17 protein-coding genes are annotated in these 14,807 nt (G+C 67.3%); 7 read left to right on the forward strand and 10 right to left on the reverse strand.

The genetic code is table 11. The features are described 5' to 3' along the window. Positions 1-17 precede the first annotated feature (17 nt). The gene (locus AMYHA_RS15375) at positions 18-218 is read left to right on the forward strand and encodes a hypothetical protein (protein WP_157362141.1); all 201 of its coding nucleotides are present in this window, start codon (positions 18-20) and stop codon (positions 216-218) included. A gap of 56 nt (positions 219-274) precedes the next feature. Here AMYHA_RS15375 and AMYHA_RS15380 read toward each other — a convergent pair whose 3' ends face one another. Beyond that, positions 275-1,363 carry a hypothetical protein gene (locus AMYHA_RS15380; RefSeq protein WP_034271988.1) on the reverse strand — a complete coding sequence of 363 codons (1,089 nt, stop codon included), beginning with the start codon at positions 1,361-1,363 and terminating at the stop codon, positions 275-277. A 167-nt stretch (positions 1,364-1,530) separates the two neighbouring features. Here AMYHA_RS15380 and AMYHA_RS15385 point away from each other — a divergent pair, with 167 nt between their 5' ends. After that, on the forward strand, positions 1,531-2,166 hold the full coding sequence (locus tag AMYHA_RS15385; protein WP_034277427.1) for an alpha-ketoglutarate-dependent dioxygenase AlkB: 636 nt from the start codon (positions 1,531-1,533) through the stop codon (positions 2,164-2,166). A gap of 3 nt (positions 2,167-2,169) precedes the next feature. On the opposite strand, the gene AMYHA_RS15390 is transcribed toward AMYHA_RS15385, so the two are convergent. Further along, positions 2,170-2,355, reverse strand: coding sequence for a PspC domain-containing protein (locus AMYHA_RS15390; protein ID WP_034271990.1), 186 nt, complete (start codon positions 2,353-2,355; stop codon positions 2,170-2,172). A 78-nt stretch (positions 2,356-2,433) separates the two neighbouring features. Between AMYHA_RS15390 and AMYHA_RS15395 the strand changes: the two genes are divergently transcribed. Continuing rightward, entirely contained in the window at positions 2,434-3,378 is a 945-nt protein-coding gene (locus AMYHA_RS15395; protein ID WP_034271992.1) for an RluA family pseudouridine synthase, read from the forward strand. Between the two features lie 8 nt (positions 3,379-3,386). Here AMYHA_RS15395 and AMYHA_RS15400 read toward each other — a convergent pair whose 3' ends face one another. After that, a complete protein-coding gene (locus AMYHA_RS15400) occupies positions 3,387-4,250 on the reverse strand; it encodes a hypothetical protein (RefSeq protein ID WP_051399966.1) in 864 nt (287 codons plus the stop codon). Position 4,251: 1 nt separating this feature from the next. Further along, positions 4,252-5,898 carry a choice-of-anchor B family protein gene (locus AMYHA_RS15405; RefSeq protein ID WP_034271994.1) on the reverse strand — a complete coding sequence of 549 codons (1,647 nt, stop codon included), beginning with the start codon at positions 5,896-5,898 and terminating at the stop codon, positions 4,252-4,254. Positions 5,899-6,498: 600 nt separating this feature from the next. Here AMYHA_RS15405 and AMYHA_RS27075 point away from each other — a divergent pair. Beyond that, positions 6,499-6,903 (forward strand): hypothetical protein, encoded by a 405-nt coding sequence (locus tag AMYHA_RS27075; RefSeq protein ID WP_157362143.1) that lies wholly within the window; start codon positions 6,499-6,501, stop codon positions 6,901-6,903. A 296-nt stretch (positions 6,904-7,199) separates the two neighbouring features. Here AMYHA_RS27075 and AMYHA_RS27960 read toward each other — a convergent pair whose 3' ends face one another. Further along, a complete protein-coding gene (locus tag AMYHA_RS27960; protein ID WP_231104766.1) occupies positions 7,200-7,808 on the reverse strand; it encodes a hypothetical protein in 609 nt (202 codons plus the stop codon). 235 nt (positions 7,809-8,043) lie between these two features. Beyond that, positions 8,044-8,649 carry a TetR/AcrR family transcriptional regulator gene (locus AMYHA_RS15415; protein WP_196776905.1) on the reverse strand — a complete coding sequence of 202 codons (606 nt, stop codon included), beginning with the start codon at positions 8,647-8,649 and terminating at the stop codon, positions 8,044-8,046. Between the two features lie 82 nt (positions 8,650-8,731). Here AMYHA_RS15415 and AMYHA_RS15420 point away from each other — a divergent pair, with 82 nt between their 5' ends. Next, positions 8,732-9,067, forward strand: coding sequence for a rhodanese-like domain-containing protein (locus tag AMYHA_RS15420; RefSeq protein ID WP_034271996.1), 336 nt, complete (start codon positions 8,732-8,734; stop codon positions 9,065-9,067). A 57-nt stretch (positions 9,068-9,124) separates the two neighbouring features. On the opposite strand, the gene AMYHA_RS15425 is transcribed toward AMYHA_RS15420, so the two are convergent. Continuing rightward, on the reverse strand, positions 9,125-10,309 hold the full coding sequence (locus AMYHA_RS15425; protein WP_034271998.1) for a lipid-transfer protein: 1,185 nt from the start codon (positions 10,307-10,309) through the stop codon (positions 9,125-9,127). A gap of 247 nt (positions 10,310-10,556) precedes the next feature. Here AMYHA_RS15425 and AMYHA_RS15430 point away from each other — a divergent pair, with 247 nt between their 5' ends. After that, the gene (locus tag AMYHA_RS15430) at positions 10,557-10,838 is read left to right on the forward strand and encodes a hypothetical protein (protein ID WP_034272000.1); all 282 of its coding nucleotides are present in this window, start codon (positions 10,557-10,559) and stop codon (positions 10,836-10,838) included. Positions 10,839-11,015: 177 nt separating this feature from the next. Next, the gene (locus AMYHA_RS15435) at positions 11,016-11,315 is read left to right on the forward strand and encodes a hypothetical protein (protein WP_034272002.1); all 300 of its coding nucleotides are present in this window, start codon (positions 11,016-11,018) and stop codon (positions 11,313-11,315) included. Positions 11,316-11,385: 70 nt separating this feature from the next. Here the strand turns inward: AMYHA_RS15435 and ligD are convergent, their stop codons facing one another. From ligD to AMYHA_RS15450, 3 genes are all read right to left on the reverse strand, one after another. Further along, positions 11,386-12,390, reverse strand: a complete 1,005-nt coding sequence (gene ligD, locus AMYHA_RS15440; protein ID WP_034272004.1) for a non-homologous end-joining DNA ligase — start codon at positions 12,388-12,390, stop codon at positions 11,386-11,388. A gap of 10 nt (positions 12,391-12,400) precedes the next feature. Further along, complete coding sequence (locus AMYHA_RS15445; protein ID WP_196776906.1) at positions 12,401-13,477, reverse strand: ATP-dependent DNA ligase; 1,077 nt, start codon at positions 13,475-13,477, stop codon at positions 12,401-12,403. A gap of 113 nt (positions 13,478-13,590) precedes the next feature. Next, positions 13,591-14,559: an Acg family FMN-binding oxidoreductase gene (locus AMYHA_RS15450; protein WP_051399967.1), complete on the reverse strand. Its 969-nt coding sequence runs from the start codon at positions 14,557-14,559 to the stop codon at positions 13,591-13,593. Positions 14,560-14,807: the final 248 nt, after the last annotated feature.

Genomic DNA, 14,807 nt, shown 5'->3' on the forward strand with positions numbered 1-14,807 from the left:
GCCGATTGGAGATCACCATGCTCGCCACCATCGCCTTTCTCGCCCTTATCGCCGTCGCCTTCTGGCGCGAGTCGCTCAAGCTCCTGCTGGCAGGGATGCTCGCGCTCATGGTGCTCGGGCTGATCCAGGTCGCGTCCTTCACCGGCGCCATCGACCTGCCCGCCGACACACCCGTCAGCGACAAGGCCCAGGTCGCCACCGAGCCAGCGGACCGCTGACCACCCGTCCGCGGGCAGGCACTCCAGCAGAGTCGCCTACCCGCGGACATCTCACGCTACCGGGAACCGGTCGCCGTCACTCCGATGCCCGACGCCATGATCATCGTGTGCCGGAGCCGCTGCGGCGGCACCCTCCCGTTGACAACCGGCACTCGGAACAGCACGAAGAAGTTCGTCAGCCCGCCCACCTCGGCGCGAATGGCCTCGACGTTGTCCGCCACGACGTCGGGATGGGTGAAACTGCGCACCGCGCCCAGCACGCCAGCCGGGTGACACCCGGTGCACAGCGTGATGTCGACCGCGGGGTTCGTCGGGTTGCTCGCCCGCAGGAACAGCCCGACGTCCTCGATCAGCTCCCGTTCGCCGTCCTCGAAGTCCGCCATGACCGGACCCAGCTCGGTGCCCTCGGAGGCGCCGTCAAGCAGAAACGTCTCCGGTTCGTCGCCGTGCCCGATGTGCTGCCGGAACGGCAGGTTGAGCAACCGCATCACGTTGCGCGTCATCCGGTTGTTCGACGGGCCGCCAACCAGCACGAGGTTGCTGGCCGGGTCAATGCCGCGGTCGTTGGCCGAACGATGCCGCCGGTTGCGGTAGCCCAGCTCGGCGATCCGCATGTACATCTCGAAGAACGCGTCAATGTGGCCGTATCTGGCAAGCCGGGTGTAGTTGACGCTGCCCGCCCGCGCACTCCCTGGCAGCTCGTCCTCCGGCACCTCTGAGGTGACCACGACGATCTCCTCGTCGCGGTCGTGCCGCCACATCTCGTTCACGACCGGCCGCGCGGGGCCAGGCGCGCGCTCCCTGCGGGCTTCCTGCTCGGCCTCGTCGCGCAGCCGCGCCAGCTCCCTGCGCAACGCGTAGAACTGCTCCCGCGCGGTCTTGTCAAGCGAAGACTCACTCGGCACGTGCGGCTCCGGCTTGAGGTTGTCCGGCGTGCTGAACAGCAGCGCGTACTGCACGATCCGCTCATCAGACGGCCGCTTCTCGCTCTCGCCGTTCTCCCACGTCGAGACGGCGGCGCCGGACAGCCGCTTACGCCCGGACAGCGCGGCCGCGAGCCCGTCCTGGGTCAGTTTCTCCCCCAGCTCGAACTCACGCAGCTCGCGCAGTCGTTGCGCGAGCTGGCGCCGAGCGTTGCGTGCCATGACACCCTCACCTCCGGTTCATCGCGGATGAGCATAACCTGGAAGCTCGGTTAAGTCAGTTAAGAGCACCCGAAAGCCGCACTAACGGCGTGTCGCACCCTACGTACTCGCGACACATCGCCAGCGTAAGCGAACACGTGTTCGACATCGTGGGATATGGTGGTGCCATGTCCGTCGCACTGCAAGGGTCCTTGCTGGACGCCGTGGGCGATGCCACCGCGCCCGCACTGCGCCCGCTGAACCGCACCGAACGCAGCCCGCTCAGCCAGGGCGCGTGGATCGACCTGCTCCCCGGCTGGCTCACCGGGGCCGACCTGCTGTTCGACCAGCTCGCGGAGCACGTGCCGTGGCGTGCCGAACGCCGTCCGATGTACGACAGGGTGGTCGATGTCCCGAGGCTGCTCAGTTTCTACGACGAGGACGACGAACTGCCCCATCCGGTGCTCGCCGACGCGAAGTCGGCGCTGTCCCGGCGGTACCGCGCCGAACTCGGCGAGCCGTTCCGCACCGCGGGCCTGTGTTTCTATCGAGACGGCAAGGACAGTGTCGCCTGGCACGGCGACCGGATCGGCAGGGGCGACTCCGAGGACACCATGGTCGCCATCATCTCGATCGGCGCGCCACGTGACCTGCTCCTGCGCCCGCGTGGCGGCGGGCGGACGCTGCGGCACCGGCTCGGCCACGGCGATCTGCTGGTGATGGGCGGCTCCTGCCAGCGCACCTGGGAGCACGCCGTGCCGAAGACGGCCAAGCCGGTCGGGCCGCGCATCAGCATCCAGTTCCGGCCGCGCGGGGTGCGGTGATGCCTAACGCTCTTTCGGCATCAAGACCCACAGCGCGATGTAGAGCAGGAACTGCGGCCCGGGCAGCAGGCACGAGATCACGAACACCAAGCGCACGGTGTTGGCGTTCCAGCCGAATCGATCGGCGATCCCGGCGCACACCCCGGCGATCATCTTTCCCTCACGTGGACGGACCAGCGCATCACTCATTCCTCCACCATGCCCGAGACCGCTGTCCGCTGCGAGTGGGCGGCACCTCCGAGTGAACCGCCCCGTACGCTGGCTGTGATGCGCAAACGCCTGCAGTCCCCGTTGCCGAAGCGGCATGGCCTCGATGCCGCGCGGCTGAAGCTGCCCGCCGAAGGGCCGTGGCATACGGTGCGGGACCACCTCGTCGACCGACTGCCGGTCGCGCCCGAGCGCATCGACGCGATGTTCGCTGAACAGCGCTTCGTCGGCATCGACGGCCCGCTCTCGCGCGACGCGCCGTTCGTGCCGGACTCCTTCGTCTGGTTCCACCGGGACCTGCCGGACGAGGTGGAAGTGCCGTTCGACATCGACGTCCTGCACCAGGACGACGACCTGCTCGTGGTGCACAAGCCGCACTTCCTCGCCACGATCCCACGCGGCAAGCACGTGCTGGAAACCGCGCTGGTGCGGCTGCGGCAACGGCTCGACCTGCCGGAACTCAGCCCCGCGCACCGGCTGGACCGGGTGACCGCGGGCCTGCTGGTATTCGTGATCCGCCCCGAACTGCGCGGCGCGTACCAGACATTGTTCGCGAACCGCAGGGTGCACAAGGAGTACGAGGCGATCGCACCAGTGCGCGACGACCTGGTGCTGCCGACCACGATCCGCAACCGCATCGTCAAGGAACGCGGCGTCATCGCGGCCCGCGAGGTGGCAGGCCCACCCAACGCGGAAACGCACGTCGAGCTCGTCGAACGGCGCGGCGACATCGGCCGCTACCGGATCGTCCCCACGACCGGGCGCACCCACCAGATCCGGCTGCACCTGGCGAGCCTCGGCATCCCGATCCTGGGCGACCGGTTCTACCCAACGTTGACCGAGACACCGCTCGACGACTTCAGCAGGCCGCTGCAACTACTGGCCAAGACGCTCGCGTTCACCGACCCGGTCTCCGGCGAGCATCGCCACTTCGACAGCCCCGCGAGCCTGGGGGCGTGGACGTCCTATGCGGACTGGGACCAGCCCAGCTACGCGGCAAGGTAGGCGGCGAACTAGGTAGCGAACACCGTGAACGCCGCGACGTGCACCTCCCCATCCACCTGGAACTCCACGAACACCCGGTGCTCACCGCGCTCGTCGAACTCCACCGTGCCGCTCAGCTCACCGCCGGGCAGCGGATCACCGACCTGCTGCGTGAGCTGAACGTCGTGGGCGGCGAGGGTCATGCCATTGAACGCCCAGATCGTCGCGTAGTTGCCGAGGTATGGTTCGAGGTCGATCGGCTTGCCGCTGCCGTCGGTGAACCGGAACCGCAGTGTGACCGGCGTGTCGACGGGTGGCTGCGCCGGACCGTCCGGACGGGTCACGGTGACGCCGCCAACCTCGACCTCCGCGCGCGGCTCCGGCATCGGCACGAACTCGGTGTCACCCGGCACCACGAATGGCGCGCCGAGCACGGTCGGGTGTTCGTCCTCCGGCTCGCCCTTCGGCACGAAGATCGTGAAGATCCGGTACTGGCCACCGTCCGGCACCGTGATCTCGGCGCGCCAGGTGTCACCGTCGAGCGTCGGAGACACCCGCTGGTAGGCGGACGTGTCGTCGCGCAGTACCAGCAGGTGCATCCGCTTCGTCCGGTACGGCAGGTACTCGGTCTGCGGCCTGCCGGACGGGTTGAGGATCTGGAACTCGACCGGCACCCGCTTCCCGGTCTCCCCCGGGAGGACGCCGGCTGCCAGGCGATAGCCGGTGTGCGACGTGGCCAGCCCGTCACCGTGGACGATCACGCCGTCCGACTCGGGTCCCTGCGGGTCGTCCCCTGAGCGCACCGCGGCCGTGATCAGGATGCCGACCAGCACGACACCGACGACCCCGAGCACGATCTCGTACCGCGCGGCGATGGCGCGCAATACCGCCATATCAGAACCGCAGCGACCAGCTTGTCAGCTCACCGGGCTTCCCGCCATTGCGGGTGTCGGTGATCCGCAGCTGCCAGGTCCCGGACGCGGGCGACGCCGAGGCGTCCACCGTGTACGACGGTTGCAGCGCCTCGCCGTCAGCCTTGAGCGGGTACACCGCGCCGTCCGGGGCGACCAGGTCGATGACGAGCGCGCTCGGCGTGCGGTGGGTGATCTCCGGTGCGACCTCAAGGGCGGTTGGCGCGCTGCCGTCGATGCCGCTGACGTCGATCGCGCTGGTCACAGTGCTGCCCGCCTTGATACGGACCGAGTCGGTGCTGCTGAACTCAGTGGTCGCACTGCCGCTGAGGTCCGGCTTGACGACGACAAGGCCCTGCTCGATGCCGCTGATGATCACGGTGCCACTGTCGAAGTACGGATACACGCTCCAGGCACCGTTGAACTCGGCGGCGTCCCCACTCGGGTAGATGTCGAAGTAGGCCACCTCGGACAGCGACCCGCTGCCCACACCGGTGACGTCCAGGATGCGGAGTCCGGCCTGGTAGTTGGCTTGGTAGACGTGGTCGCCCTTGACGTACTGGTTGTGATCGATCGCGGTCACATCAGCGATGTGCGTGCCGATGTGGGCAGGGTTGTCCAGATCGGACACATCGAAGATGTAGGTGCGGGTGCGCTGGTCACGCCGATTGTTGGACTCGTCCAGTTCGTCGTCGAGCACGAAGTACTGCTGGTCTTCGGTGAACCAGCCCTGGTGGGTGTAGTTGGCACCGCTGTAGCCGGTGCGGGACACCTGGACCGGGTTGGCCTTGTCGGTCACGTCCTCGATCGTGAGCGTGTCCTCGTTGGAGTTCATGCAGATCTCACGGCCCGCGTAGTCGGCGTCCGGGCCCGCGTAGTTCACGCACTGCGCGTCGTGGGTGTAACCGTCACCGCCCACACAGCCGGCCGCGACCGGAGACTTGGGCGTCGAGATGTCGACGATGTGCGGACCGGCATTACACGTGTCCGAACCGACCGCGTAGGCGTAGCCGCTGTCGGTGTTGATGACAATGTTGTGCGCGGGGCCGAAGTCGTTGTAGTGGGCGTCTTCGGTGAAGGTCTGTGGCGACGTGACGTTCCGCAGCCGGGTCAGATCGAAGACCTGCATTCCGTGACCACTGATGGCATCGGCGACAACGAAGGCGTGGTCGTTGTAGACCTTCACGTCGCGCCAGGAACTGCTGGTGCCATTGTGCGAGGGCAGGTTACCGAGGTAGACCGGCGAGGTCGGCGTGGTGACGTCGACGAACGCGGTGCCGTTCGTGCGCCCCATGATCGCGTATTCCTTGCCGGTGCTGGCGTCGGTCCAGCCCCAAATGTCGTTGCCGTTCCCGCCGCCGATGTCCGACAGCGGCAACACGCTTTGCAGATCGACATTCTTACACGGATAGTCACCCGCCATGCCGTTCTCACACGGCACCTCGGCACCGGTGACCGCGGCCGTGCGTTCCGCCGGTTCGTGATCGGCCATGAACGCGGCGATCGCAGCGGCGCCCTCCTTGGTTTCCGGGTCGTGCGCCAGCGCGGCGGGCGCACTCACCACCAGCGTTGCCGCCAACGCGGCCGCCGCCCCCATGAGTATTCGGCTAGCCCGTCGCGTGGTGCGCATGCCGCGCTCCTCTCCATTCTTGGCCGACGATCTTCCGGCCAGAGTAGAGACGAGAACGCCCGCCGAGAACCGACGATCGTCGCGACCGCGCGCACCATTTCTCCCGCCGTAATGACACATTCACCGAGACGGATCCCCGCCCGACTTTCGTCGTCGTCTCAATGGCGGTAGCGGTCCGGCGAAGATTATGGTAATCAGCCACACCGACCGACGGGCGACTCCGCTATCGGCCGCACGCCCTCACGCCTTCGAGCGAATTCACCGGAAGACACGCCCCTGGCATCGTGTCCTGCACTTTCCGCTCCGTGTTATGGTTACACGAGTTGAGTTGTCTGCCATACTCGCTGCGCAATGAATTCACGTCTAAGAAGCGGTATACAACATGTCCTTTCTTCCCCGCGTTGGCTCGCAACACTGGGGGTTCTCTGCTGGATAGCCGTGGCTGCCATCGAGTACTGGACTGCCCCATTACTCAATTGGTTTCCACTAGTCGGAGTTCTCGTGATTCTGTGCATGTGGGGGCTGGCTGTCCTCACGACTGTTGTCGTGACTCGGCATTTTGTCCGGAGGAAGTCATATTTGGCCGCGACACTAGCTGCCGTGACTGCTGTAGCTAGTGGTTTCTTAATCGGGTCAACAGATTGGCACACAGCTTATATCGATAGCCAGTTTGCGCTGCATAAAGCCAATTTCACCAATTTGGCTGAAGCGCACAACTCTGGCGCCATCATTGATAGCGCGCCGCTTCCGTTGACAATGCGGTACCTTTCCCTCGACGGAAGGGCACACCTCAGAACCCCTTTGGCGCGGGGATCAGGACATGCAGACACGCCTGACGTCTTGTATGTTCCCGTCTGGCAAAACTGGCGCGCGGAAGACGGTTTCGGTCTGGCTCATTTCCGGTTCAACGCTCAGCCCAGCCCAGAAATTAGCCTCATGACTGCATCGGGTGATTTCGGAAAGCCGCTTCGGCATCTGGGTGGAGGTTGGTGGGTCGTTGACTAATTGCCACACAATTTCTCTGGACACCGCGTAATCCGTTGACTCTGTCGGCGGACAGCCCGGGCTGTTCATCGGGTGTAATGGGCCAAGCGCTTCGAAAGTGACAGTATCCGAGCGTGGACCGATCACAACGATCTCACCCTGCGTCAACCTGCTGCGGTCATCTAAGAGAGCAGACGCGGGCGGATACCTCTCGGGAAGTAATGAACAGGCCGCGTTTCGGGTGGTGAGCGCACCCGAAACGCGGCCTATCACAAGGAGGTCACCTTGAGAGGCGGTTGCTGGGGTCCTGGCTGGTCTCAGTCGCGGGTGGCGCCGTTGGGCCAGATCACGGTGACGGGTAGGGCGCGTTCGCGGGCGGCGTTGACGACGTCGGCGGTGCCGCCGTAGCCGCGTGCGGGCTGCCCGTCCCACACGGCGAGCAGCTCGTCGGCCTCGTCGATCATGCGCACCGACGCGGCCATGTGCGCATTGCTGGTCGAGGCGGTGTGGTCCAGGCGGATCACGTCGGCAGCGTGGTTGAACAGCGCGTCATAGGTCGGGTGGTGCTCGGCGGGTAGCCCGTCGCGGTACTGCTCAGCGGGCACGATCACCACCAGCTCACCGCCGGCGTCGAGCACGGCGCGAGCGAACAGCGTGTCGGCACCGTCGGCGGCATACAGCGCGGTCAGCTCGTCATCGAGGTCGGCCGCGTCGCTGGTGTAGTGCGGCAGGCTGGCGCGGAATTCCCGCACCCGGCCGGTGATGCGTTCGGAGCCGTAACGCCGCCCGATGGTGAGCGCGTCGGCCGCGAGCGCGCACCCCTCGGCGACATGCCCGGCGTCGGCGAGCGCGCGAGCGTGCCCGACGTCGCCGAGCGCGGCGAGGGTGGCGGCCTGGTAGCGGGCGCGGCACCGTGCCAGCGCCAAAACGCTCCCACTGCGACACGATGCGCTGACTCACCCCAAGGTGATCGGCAAACTCACGCACACTCAACCGCAGCGCGAGCCGCAGCGCAGCCGCCTCGCGCCCAGACCATTCGGCTACTTCGGTCACGCGCCATAGCCAATCATGCACACTCGGTGCCAGTCCAACGAACTGTGGGTGCAGGGAAGTTGATGTTCCTGCGGCTACGACGTCAGCCCTTGGCAGATGGCTGGATGGTCACGGCGACGACGACGTCTCGTCGAGTACCCGGCAGGCGAGATCGCGGACACCGGCGCGGATTCGGGACCAGTCGTAGCCCTCCGCTCGCAACGCGGTGTTCAGGTCGGCGTCCACCGCGGCGAGAAGCAAGTGCGCCAGATGGTCGGGGTCCGCCGTGTCCTCGCAGAGGATCGCCAGGTGACGGTGCCAGAAACGGTAGGAGCCGATGCGGTAGCGAGCACCGGGGGACGCGGTCTCGGACAGCCGGATCAGTTCCAGCTGGTCGGTCAGGTAGGAGACGTAGGCGTCGAGGAAGGCGACGGCGCGCTGCGGCGCGGGCGCTCCCGGCCCGAGCGGCGGGTCGCCGGAGAGCACCTCTCGCTGCAGCTCGCGTTCCCGTTCGTCCAGCAGTGCCGCGACGAGGCCTGACTTGTCGCCGAACCGCCGGAACACCGTGCCCTTACCGACTCCGGCGGCCTGTGCCACCGCGTCGACGGTGACCGCGTCGGTTCCGTGCTCGGCGAACAGGCGGGCGGCCGCGTCGAGCACTCGCGTTCGGTTACGTGTGGCATCGGCCCGTTCCTTCGGCGCGCTACGCGCTAGGTGCAGGAGCTCCTCGGTCATATCCCGACCCTACTGGACATTCGGACCATAGTCCGATTATGGTGACAGATGTAATCGGACCATAGTCCGGATAAGGAGAGGTATGACTGAACTCATCAGCCGGGTCGACCTGAAGGCCCGGATCGAAGCCGGCACGGTGACGGTCGTTGACGCTCTCGGCGGCGCCTACTACGAACAGCAGCACCTGCCTGGCGCGGTGCCACTGCTCGAGAACGACGTCGAGAGCCAGGCGGCTGAGCTGCTTCCCGACAAGGAAGCCACGATCGTCGTCTACTGCTCGAATCCGGCATGTGGCAACAGCCAGGCTGTCGCCACGAAGCTGGAGCAGCTGGGCTATCAGCGTGTGCTGAAATACCGGGAAGGCATCCAGGACTGGGTTGAGGCGGGGCTTCCCGTCGAGTCCGGCGTAGCCGCGTGACGGCGCCGCTGGGCCGGGCGCTCTCGTGGGCACCCGGCCCAGCGCGCCGGATCGAACTCAGGCGACTTTTTCGTACATCGTCATGACCACGGAACTGCCGCCACCGACGTTGTGCTGGAGCGCCAGGGTCGCACCGTCGACCTGACGCGGACCCGCTTCGCCGCGCAGCTGCCAAGTCAGCTCCGCGCATTGCGCCATACCGGTCGCGCCGAGCGGGTGGCCCTTCGAGAGCAGGCCCCCGGACGGGTTGGTGACCACGCGACCGCCATACGTGTTGTCGCCGTCGGCGATGAACTTCTCGGCGGTGCCTTCCGGTGTCAGGCCAAGCACCTCATACGTGAGCAGTTCGTTCGGCGTGAAGCAGTCGTGCAACTCCACGACGGGGATGTCTTCCGGGCCGATACCGGACTGCTCGTAGACCTGCCGAGCGGCGTCACCCACGATCCCGGTCCACGCCCAGCCCTGGCGGTCACGTTCCTCGGCCTCCGGGGTGTCAGATGCCATCGCCTGCGCCCGGATGTGCACATCGGCGCGGAGACCGTGTTTGCGGGCGAACTCCCTGCTGCAGATCACCGCCGCGGCAGCGCCGCAGGTGGGTGGAGCACACTGCAACTTGGTCAGCGTGCCGCAGATCGTCGGGGAGTTCAGCACGTCGTCCAGCGTGACCGGATCGCGGAACACGGCGTACGGATTGTTCGCCGCGTGTTTGCGGGCCTTGACCGAGATGGCGGCGAACGTCTCGGGCGTCGCGCCGTACTTCTCCATGTACGCGTCCGCCGCGATGGCGAACCACCGTGGCGCGGGTGGCGCCGACTCGTAGTCGCCACGCTCCGAGCCGACGATCGTGTTGAGCCTGCTGAGCGGATTCGGCCGGTCGGTCCACACCGCGTCCAGCGCCCCGGGACGCATCTGCTCGAACCCGAACGCCAGCACGCAGTCCGTCGCGCCGCTTTCCACCGCCTGCCGCGCCAGCCACAGCGCCGTCGACCCGGTGGAACAGTTGTTGTTCACGTTGATCACCGGCACGCCAGTCATTCCCACGCGATACGCGGCGAGCTGCCCGCTGGTCGAGTCACCGAACACATATCCGGCGTAGACCTGCTGCACCATGCCGTAGTCGATCCCCGCGTCGGCGAGTGCGGCCTTAATGGCGCCTTCCGACATCACGTCATAGGGATCAGCCTTCTTCGGGGTTGCGAACGGCACCATCCCGACACCGACAACGTATGCCCCACCGCCCATAACTTCCGCTCCTTTGATCACGCAGCCCATCGACAGGGAAATCACGCCGGTTCCGCGGCTCCGCGGTCCGCGGTGGCATCGCGTGCCGTCGCACCGGCATATCTGACGTGGCTTGTTCCACCGGGGCGACGCGAATCGCGCGTCAGGAAGTAGACATTGCCGCACAGCAGAACAAGTATCCTGCTACTGAGCCTAGACCTGACCTGAACCGACGGGCAATGCATATTTGTCAGTTACATTTGCGAGAATGAATTGGCCGGAAACGCGGGAGAATTATCGCGTTATCGCACAGTGCGACACCGCGACATTACGACGTTTACTCGACGAGTGCCTACCGGAAAGCCGCACGGACATCGACACCACCATCGCCGCGAATCTCATCGTCTCGATGCTCTCCTCGCCGTACCGCTGGTATGACCCGCACGGCCCGGCCGGGATCGACCAACTGACCGAGCAGATCACGGTCGCCGTCCGGCGCATGCTTGGCGTTGACCCGGCTGTTCCGGTGCCGACGGACGACACGAGGTAGTCCGTTCAGGTCCCGAACGGTGGTTTACCGGCACCCGATCCGGGACATCCCTGGTGGGAGGCCCGGGACTAAGTCCCTCGTAGAAGGGGAACAGCGGCCCTGACCTCGACGACGTTCGGCCGCTGACTCCGGCGCCTGCCGAGAGCAGGATGGAGTCAGCACGCAGGGAGGTCCATCATGATGACGCAGCGGGGCCACCTCACCACGTCGGTGACCCACGAGCCAACCGCTGACGAACGATCCCGTGCCGCACGGGTGGTCGCGGCGTACGCACGCGACGCCACCGAGCTCACCGAGGTGCTCGACATGCTCGGGCTCGCCGCGAGCGAGGCCCGCGAACCGGGCAGCGCTCCCGACCAGGTCGAGCGCCGCGAGCACGCGGCGGCCCGCGCCCGGCGCGGCCGCACCTTGCTGGTGAGCGAGCTGACCGAGATGTTCTCCGGATCCGACGTCACGACCGGCTCCAAGGCACGATAAGCACGGAGCGCGGTGCGGAGCGCGCACTCCAGCCCGAAGCGTGCCGCGGCCACGCGGGCGGCCCGCCGCCTTAGTCCCGCTTCGCCCTGCTTGGTGCGACGCGCGGCGGCTCGTTCGGCATCTTCGGGTACACCGGCGGCCACGGTGCGTCCATCAGCCCGGCCGCCATGTCACGTTCCGATTGCTCAAGCAGCGGCTCGATCGACTGCGGCCGGTCGTGGTAGCCCTGCCACGGATCGCCGCGTTCGGCCAGCAACCCGGGGACTGTCGCGATCGTCAGCCCACCGGGATCGAGAGTATCCAGCTCCTCCCAGCTGATCGGCGCGGACACCTGCGCGCCGACGCGCGGCCGTACGCACCACGCGCCGAACACCGTCTTGTGCGGCGCGTTCTGGTTGAAGTCGACGAACACCCGCTGCCCGCGCTCCTCCTTCCACCATTGCGCCGTCATCTCCGACGGATACCGACGCTCCAGCTCACGGGCGAGCGCGACGGCGGCGGCACGCACCTGGTAGCCGTCCCAGCGCGGCTCCAGCGCGGCGTAGATGTGCAGACCCCGTGAGCCAGACGTCTTGAGCATCGCCTCGATGCCGTACTCCGCCAGCAGGTCCCTGGTCAGCAACGCGCCGCGTTGCAGCTCGTCATATCCGACGCCGGGCGACGGGTCCAGGTCAATGCGCAGCTCGTCGGCGATATCCGGCGTCTCGGCATGGCACGGCCAGACATGAAAGCCCAAGCACCCGAGATTGACCGCCCACAGCACATGCGCCAGGTCAGCGGCGACCAGAGCGTCGCTCGTGGTGCCGTTCGGCGTCGCGACCACGGTGGTCCGCAGCCAGGGCGGCGTCGAGGCGGGCACCCGCTTCTGGAACCACGACTTGCCGCCCGCACCCTGCGGATACCGCTCCATCAGCAACGGCCGGTTCCGCACCGTCGCCATGAGCGGCTCGGCGACCGCCTGGTAATAGCGCACCAGATCCAGCTTCGTCTCGCCGCGCTGCGAGAAGTACACCTTGTGCGGGCTCGAGATCGCCACCTCGACACCATCGACATCCAGCGTGATCGCATCGGCCATGCGCTCCCCCTCATGCCCGCTGTTCGGTGAAGATCTCGGCGAGCTCGGCGGGCGCGACCTCGTCGAGCTGCGCGTAGGTGCACGACTCCGGGGTGCGGTCGGGCCGGAACCGCACCAGCCTGCCACCGTGCCGGAACCGGCCGGCCTGCACGTGTTCGTAGCGCACCTCGGCCACCAGCTCCGGCCGCAACGGCTCCCAGGACAGGTCCTTGCCCGCGCTCCACCTGCTCAGCCCGCCCGGCATCCGGCCCCCGGCGTGCGCCTCGGCCTCGGCCCAGCGCCGCCACGGATGATCGTCCAGTGCGTTCTCCCGCAGCGGCGCCAGTTCGTCGACCAGCTCCGTGCGCCGGGCAGCGGTGAAGCTGCTGGCGACGCCGACGTGGTGCAACACCCCGGCGTCGTCGTAGAGCCCGAGCAGCAGCGACCCGACGCCGTTGCCGTCCTTGTGCCAGCGAAACCCGGCGACGACGCAGTCGGCGGTGCGTTCGTGCTTGACCTTGACCATCACGCGTTTGTCCTGCGTGTAGGCGGCATCGACCGGTTTCGCCATCACCCCGTCGAACCCCGCGCCCTCGAACCGGGTAAACCAGTCCTGCGCCACGTCGGGGTCTTCGGTGAGCGGGGTGAGGTGCACCCGGGCGAGCTGGGCATCCAGCACCTGCTCCAACAGGGCGCGGCGTTTGCGGAACGGCTCGCCGGTGAGGTCGTCGTCGCCGAGCGCGAGCAGGTCGAACGCCACGAAGCTGGCCGGGGTCTCCGCCGCCAGCTTGCGCACCCGCGACGCGGCGGGGTGCAGCCGGTTCTGCAGCACGTCGAAGTCCAGCCCGGATTCGGTGACCAACACGATCTCGCCGTCGACGACGCAGCGCGGCGGCAGCGCCGCCGCCAACAGCTCGACCAGTTCGGGGAAGTACCTGGTCAGCGGCCGGTCATTGCGGGAGCCGAGCTCGATCTCATCGCCATCTCGGAACACCACGCAGCGGAAGCCATCCCACTTCGGTTCGTAGGCAAGGCCCTCGGTGCGAGGCACCTCGCGGACCGCCTTAGCCAGCATCGGCTTGACCGGCGGCATCACTGGAAGGTCCACGAGGCACAGCTTAGGCCCAGCCACCGACACTCCGCGCGGTTTCCGGCACCGCCCGGATCAGCCTTCGCCGACAGTATCCGCGACGAGCATCGTCATGAGGCCCCTCCTGCCTCCTAGTGAGTCGGCGCGTGCAGCCGTTCCCTGACGTCGCGCTGCCGGGCCTTGATGACCGCTTCCGGGCGCCCGACGCGCAGCAGCACCTGCGGGTAGCCCGCGAGGCCGAGCCGGTCGACCATGCCGGAGCGGACTTCGCTCAGGTGCAGCGCTTGGGTGAGCACCGCACCGGCAAGGCCGTCGGAGACCGACGTGAGCCAGGCACGCTGCATCGCTTCCCCGGCACGCACGTGGTCGGCGACGGTGTCGGTGTCGCTGACGACGATGAACAACGTCTCCGCGGCGAGCCTGCGGGCTAGCGTCGGCACGTCAGGCAGCCGGGTTCCCCTGCTGACCAGCCCGGCCCACGGCAGCGTGTCCTGCGGCCGGGCGCGGGACACTCCGTCGGCAGCACCGGTGTAGCGCGCGTAGCGGCTGGTCCACGCGTCCAGCTCGCGCTGATAGCCCTTGTCGGCCCGCAGCATGTCCGCGGCGTAGCAGAGCAGCGACGCGAGCGGGCGGCACTCGTTCGGCTCGACCCGCCGCAGCCGCACGCCCTCGCCCTCCCCTGCGTTGACTACCTCGGTGATCTCGGCGTCGGTCACGAGCTCCGCCACGAACGGTTTGCGGTAGCTGCGCCTGCGGAACATGGACCAGTAGCTGGCGAGCTCCGTCTCGGTGACGGGCTGGCGCGCGGTGATCGTCAGCCGGGCGATGAGGTCCCTGCGGCGTTCCGGGTACAGCTCGACGTCGAAACACCAGCCGAGCGAACGCACCGCGAGACGCAGGTTGGCCAGCGCGGCGCCGCAGGAGATCAGCCGGTCGCGCCCGGTGGGATCGTGGTGCGGCAGCGACCGTTCGACGTTCTCGTACAGGTCGGCTCGGTGGTCGCGCGTTTCGAGGAACCACGGCATCGTGTCGTGCACCGACGGGGCGTTGCTGACGGCTCGCACCAGCACCCCGACTTCCGCGCGCGTCCATGCGCCCATAACCACAGCTCCTTAACCAGTCCGCCCCTGGCTACTTTCACCGACGCAATCGCCCTGGTGCAGAGTCTTCCGTTGGGCATGACTGGGCCCTACGTCCCGAATCGGACGCCACGAACCGGACAACATCCGGTCGTTTCTTGATCCGCAGGTGACTTTCTGCTCTAGCGACACGCCGCGGCGGCTCAGGATGCTGGAGTCATCCGGGGCGTCGCCGGTCACGGCCAGGCGGCGTCCGCCGACGACGACAG

This window comes from Haloechinothrix halophila YIM 93223 (assembly GCF_000504245.1).
In the GTDB taxonomy this organism is placed as follows: Bacteria; Actinomycetota; Actinomycetes; order Mycobacteriales; family Pseudonocardiaceae; genus Haloechinothrix_A; species Haloechinothrix_A halophila.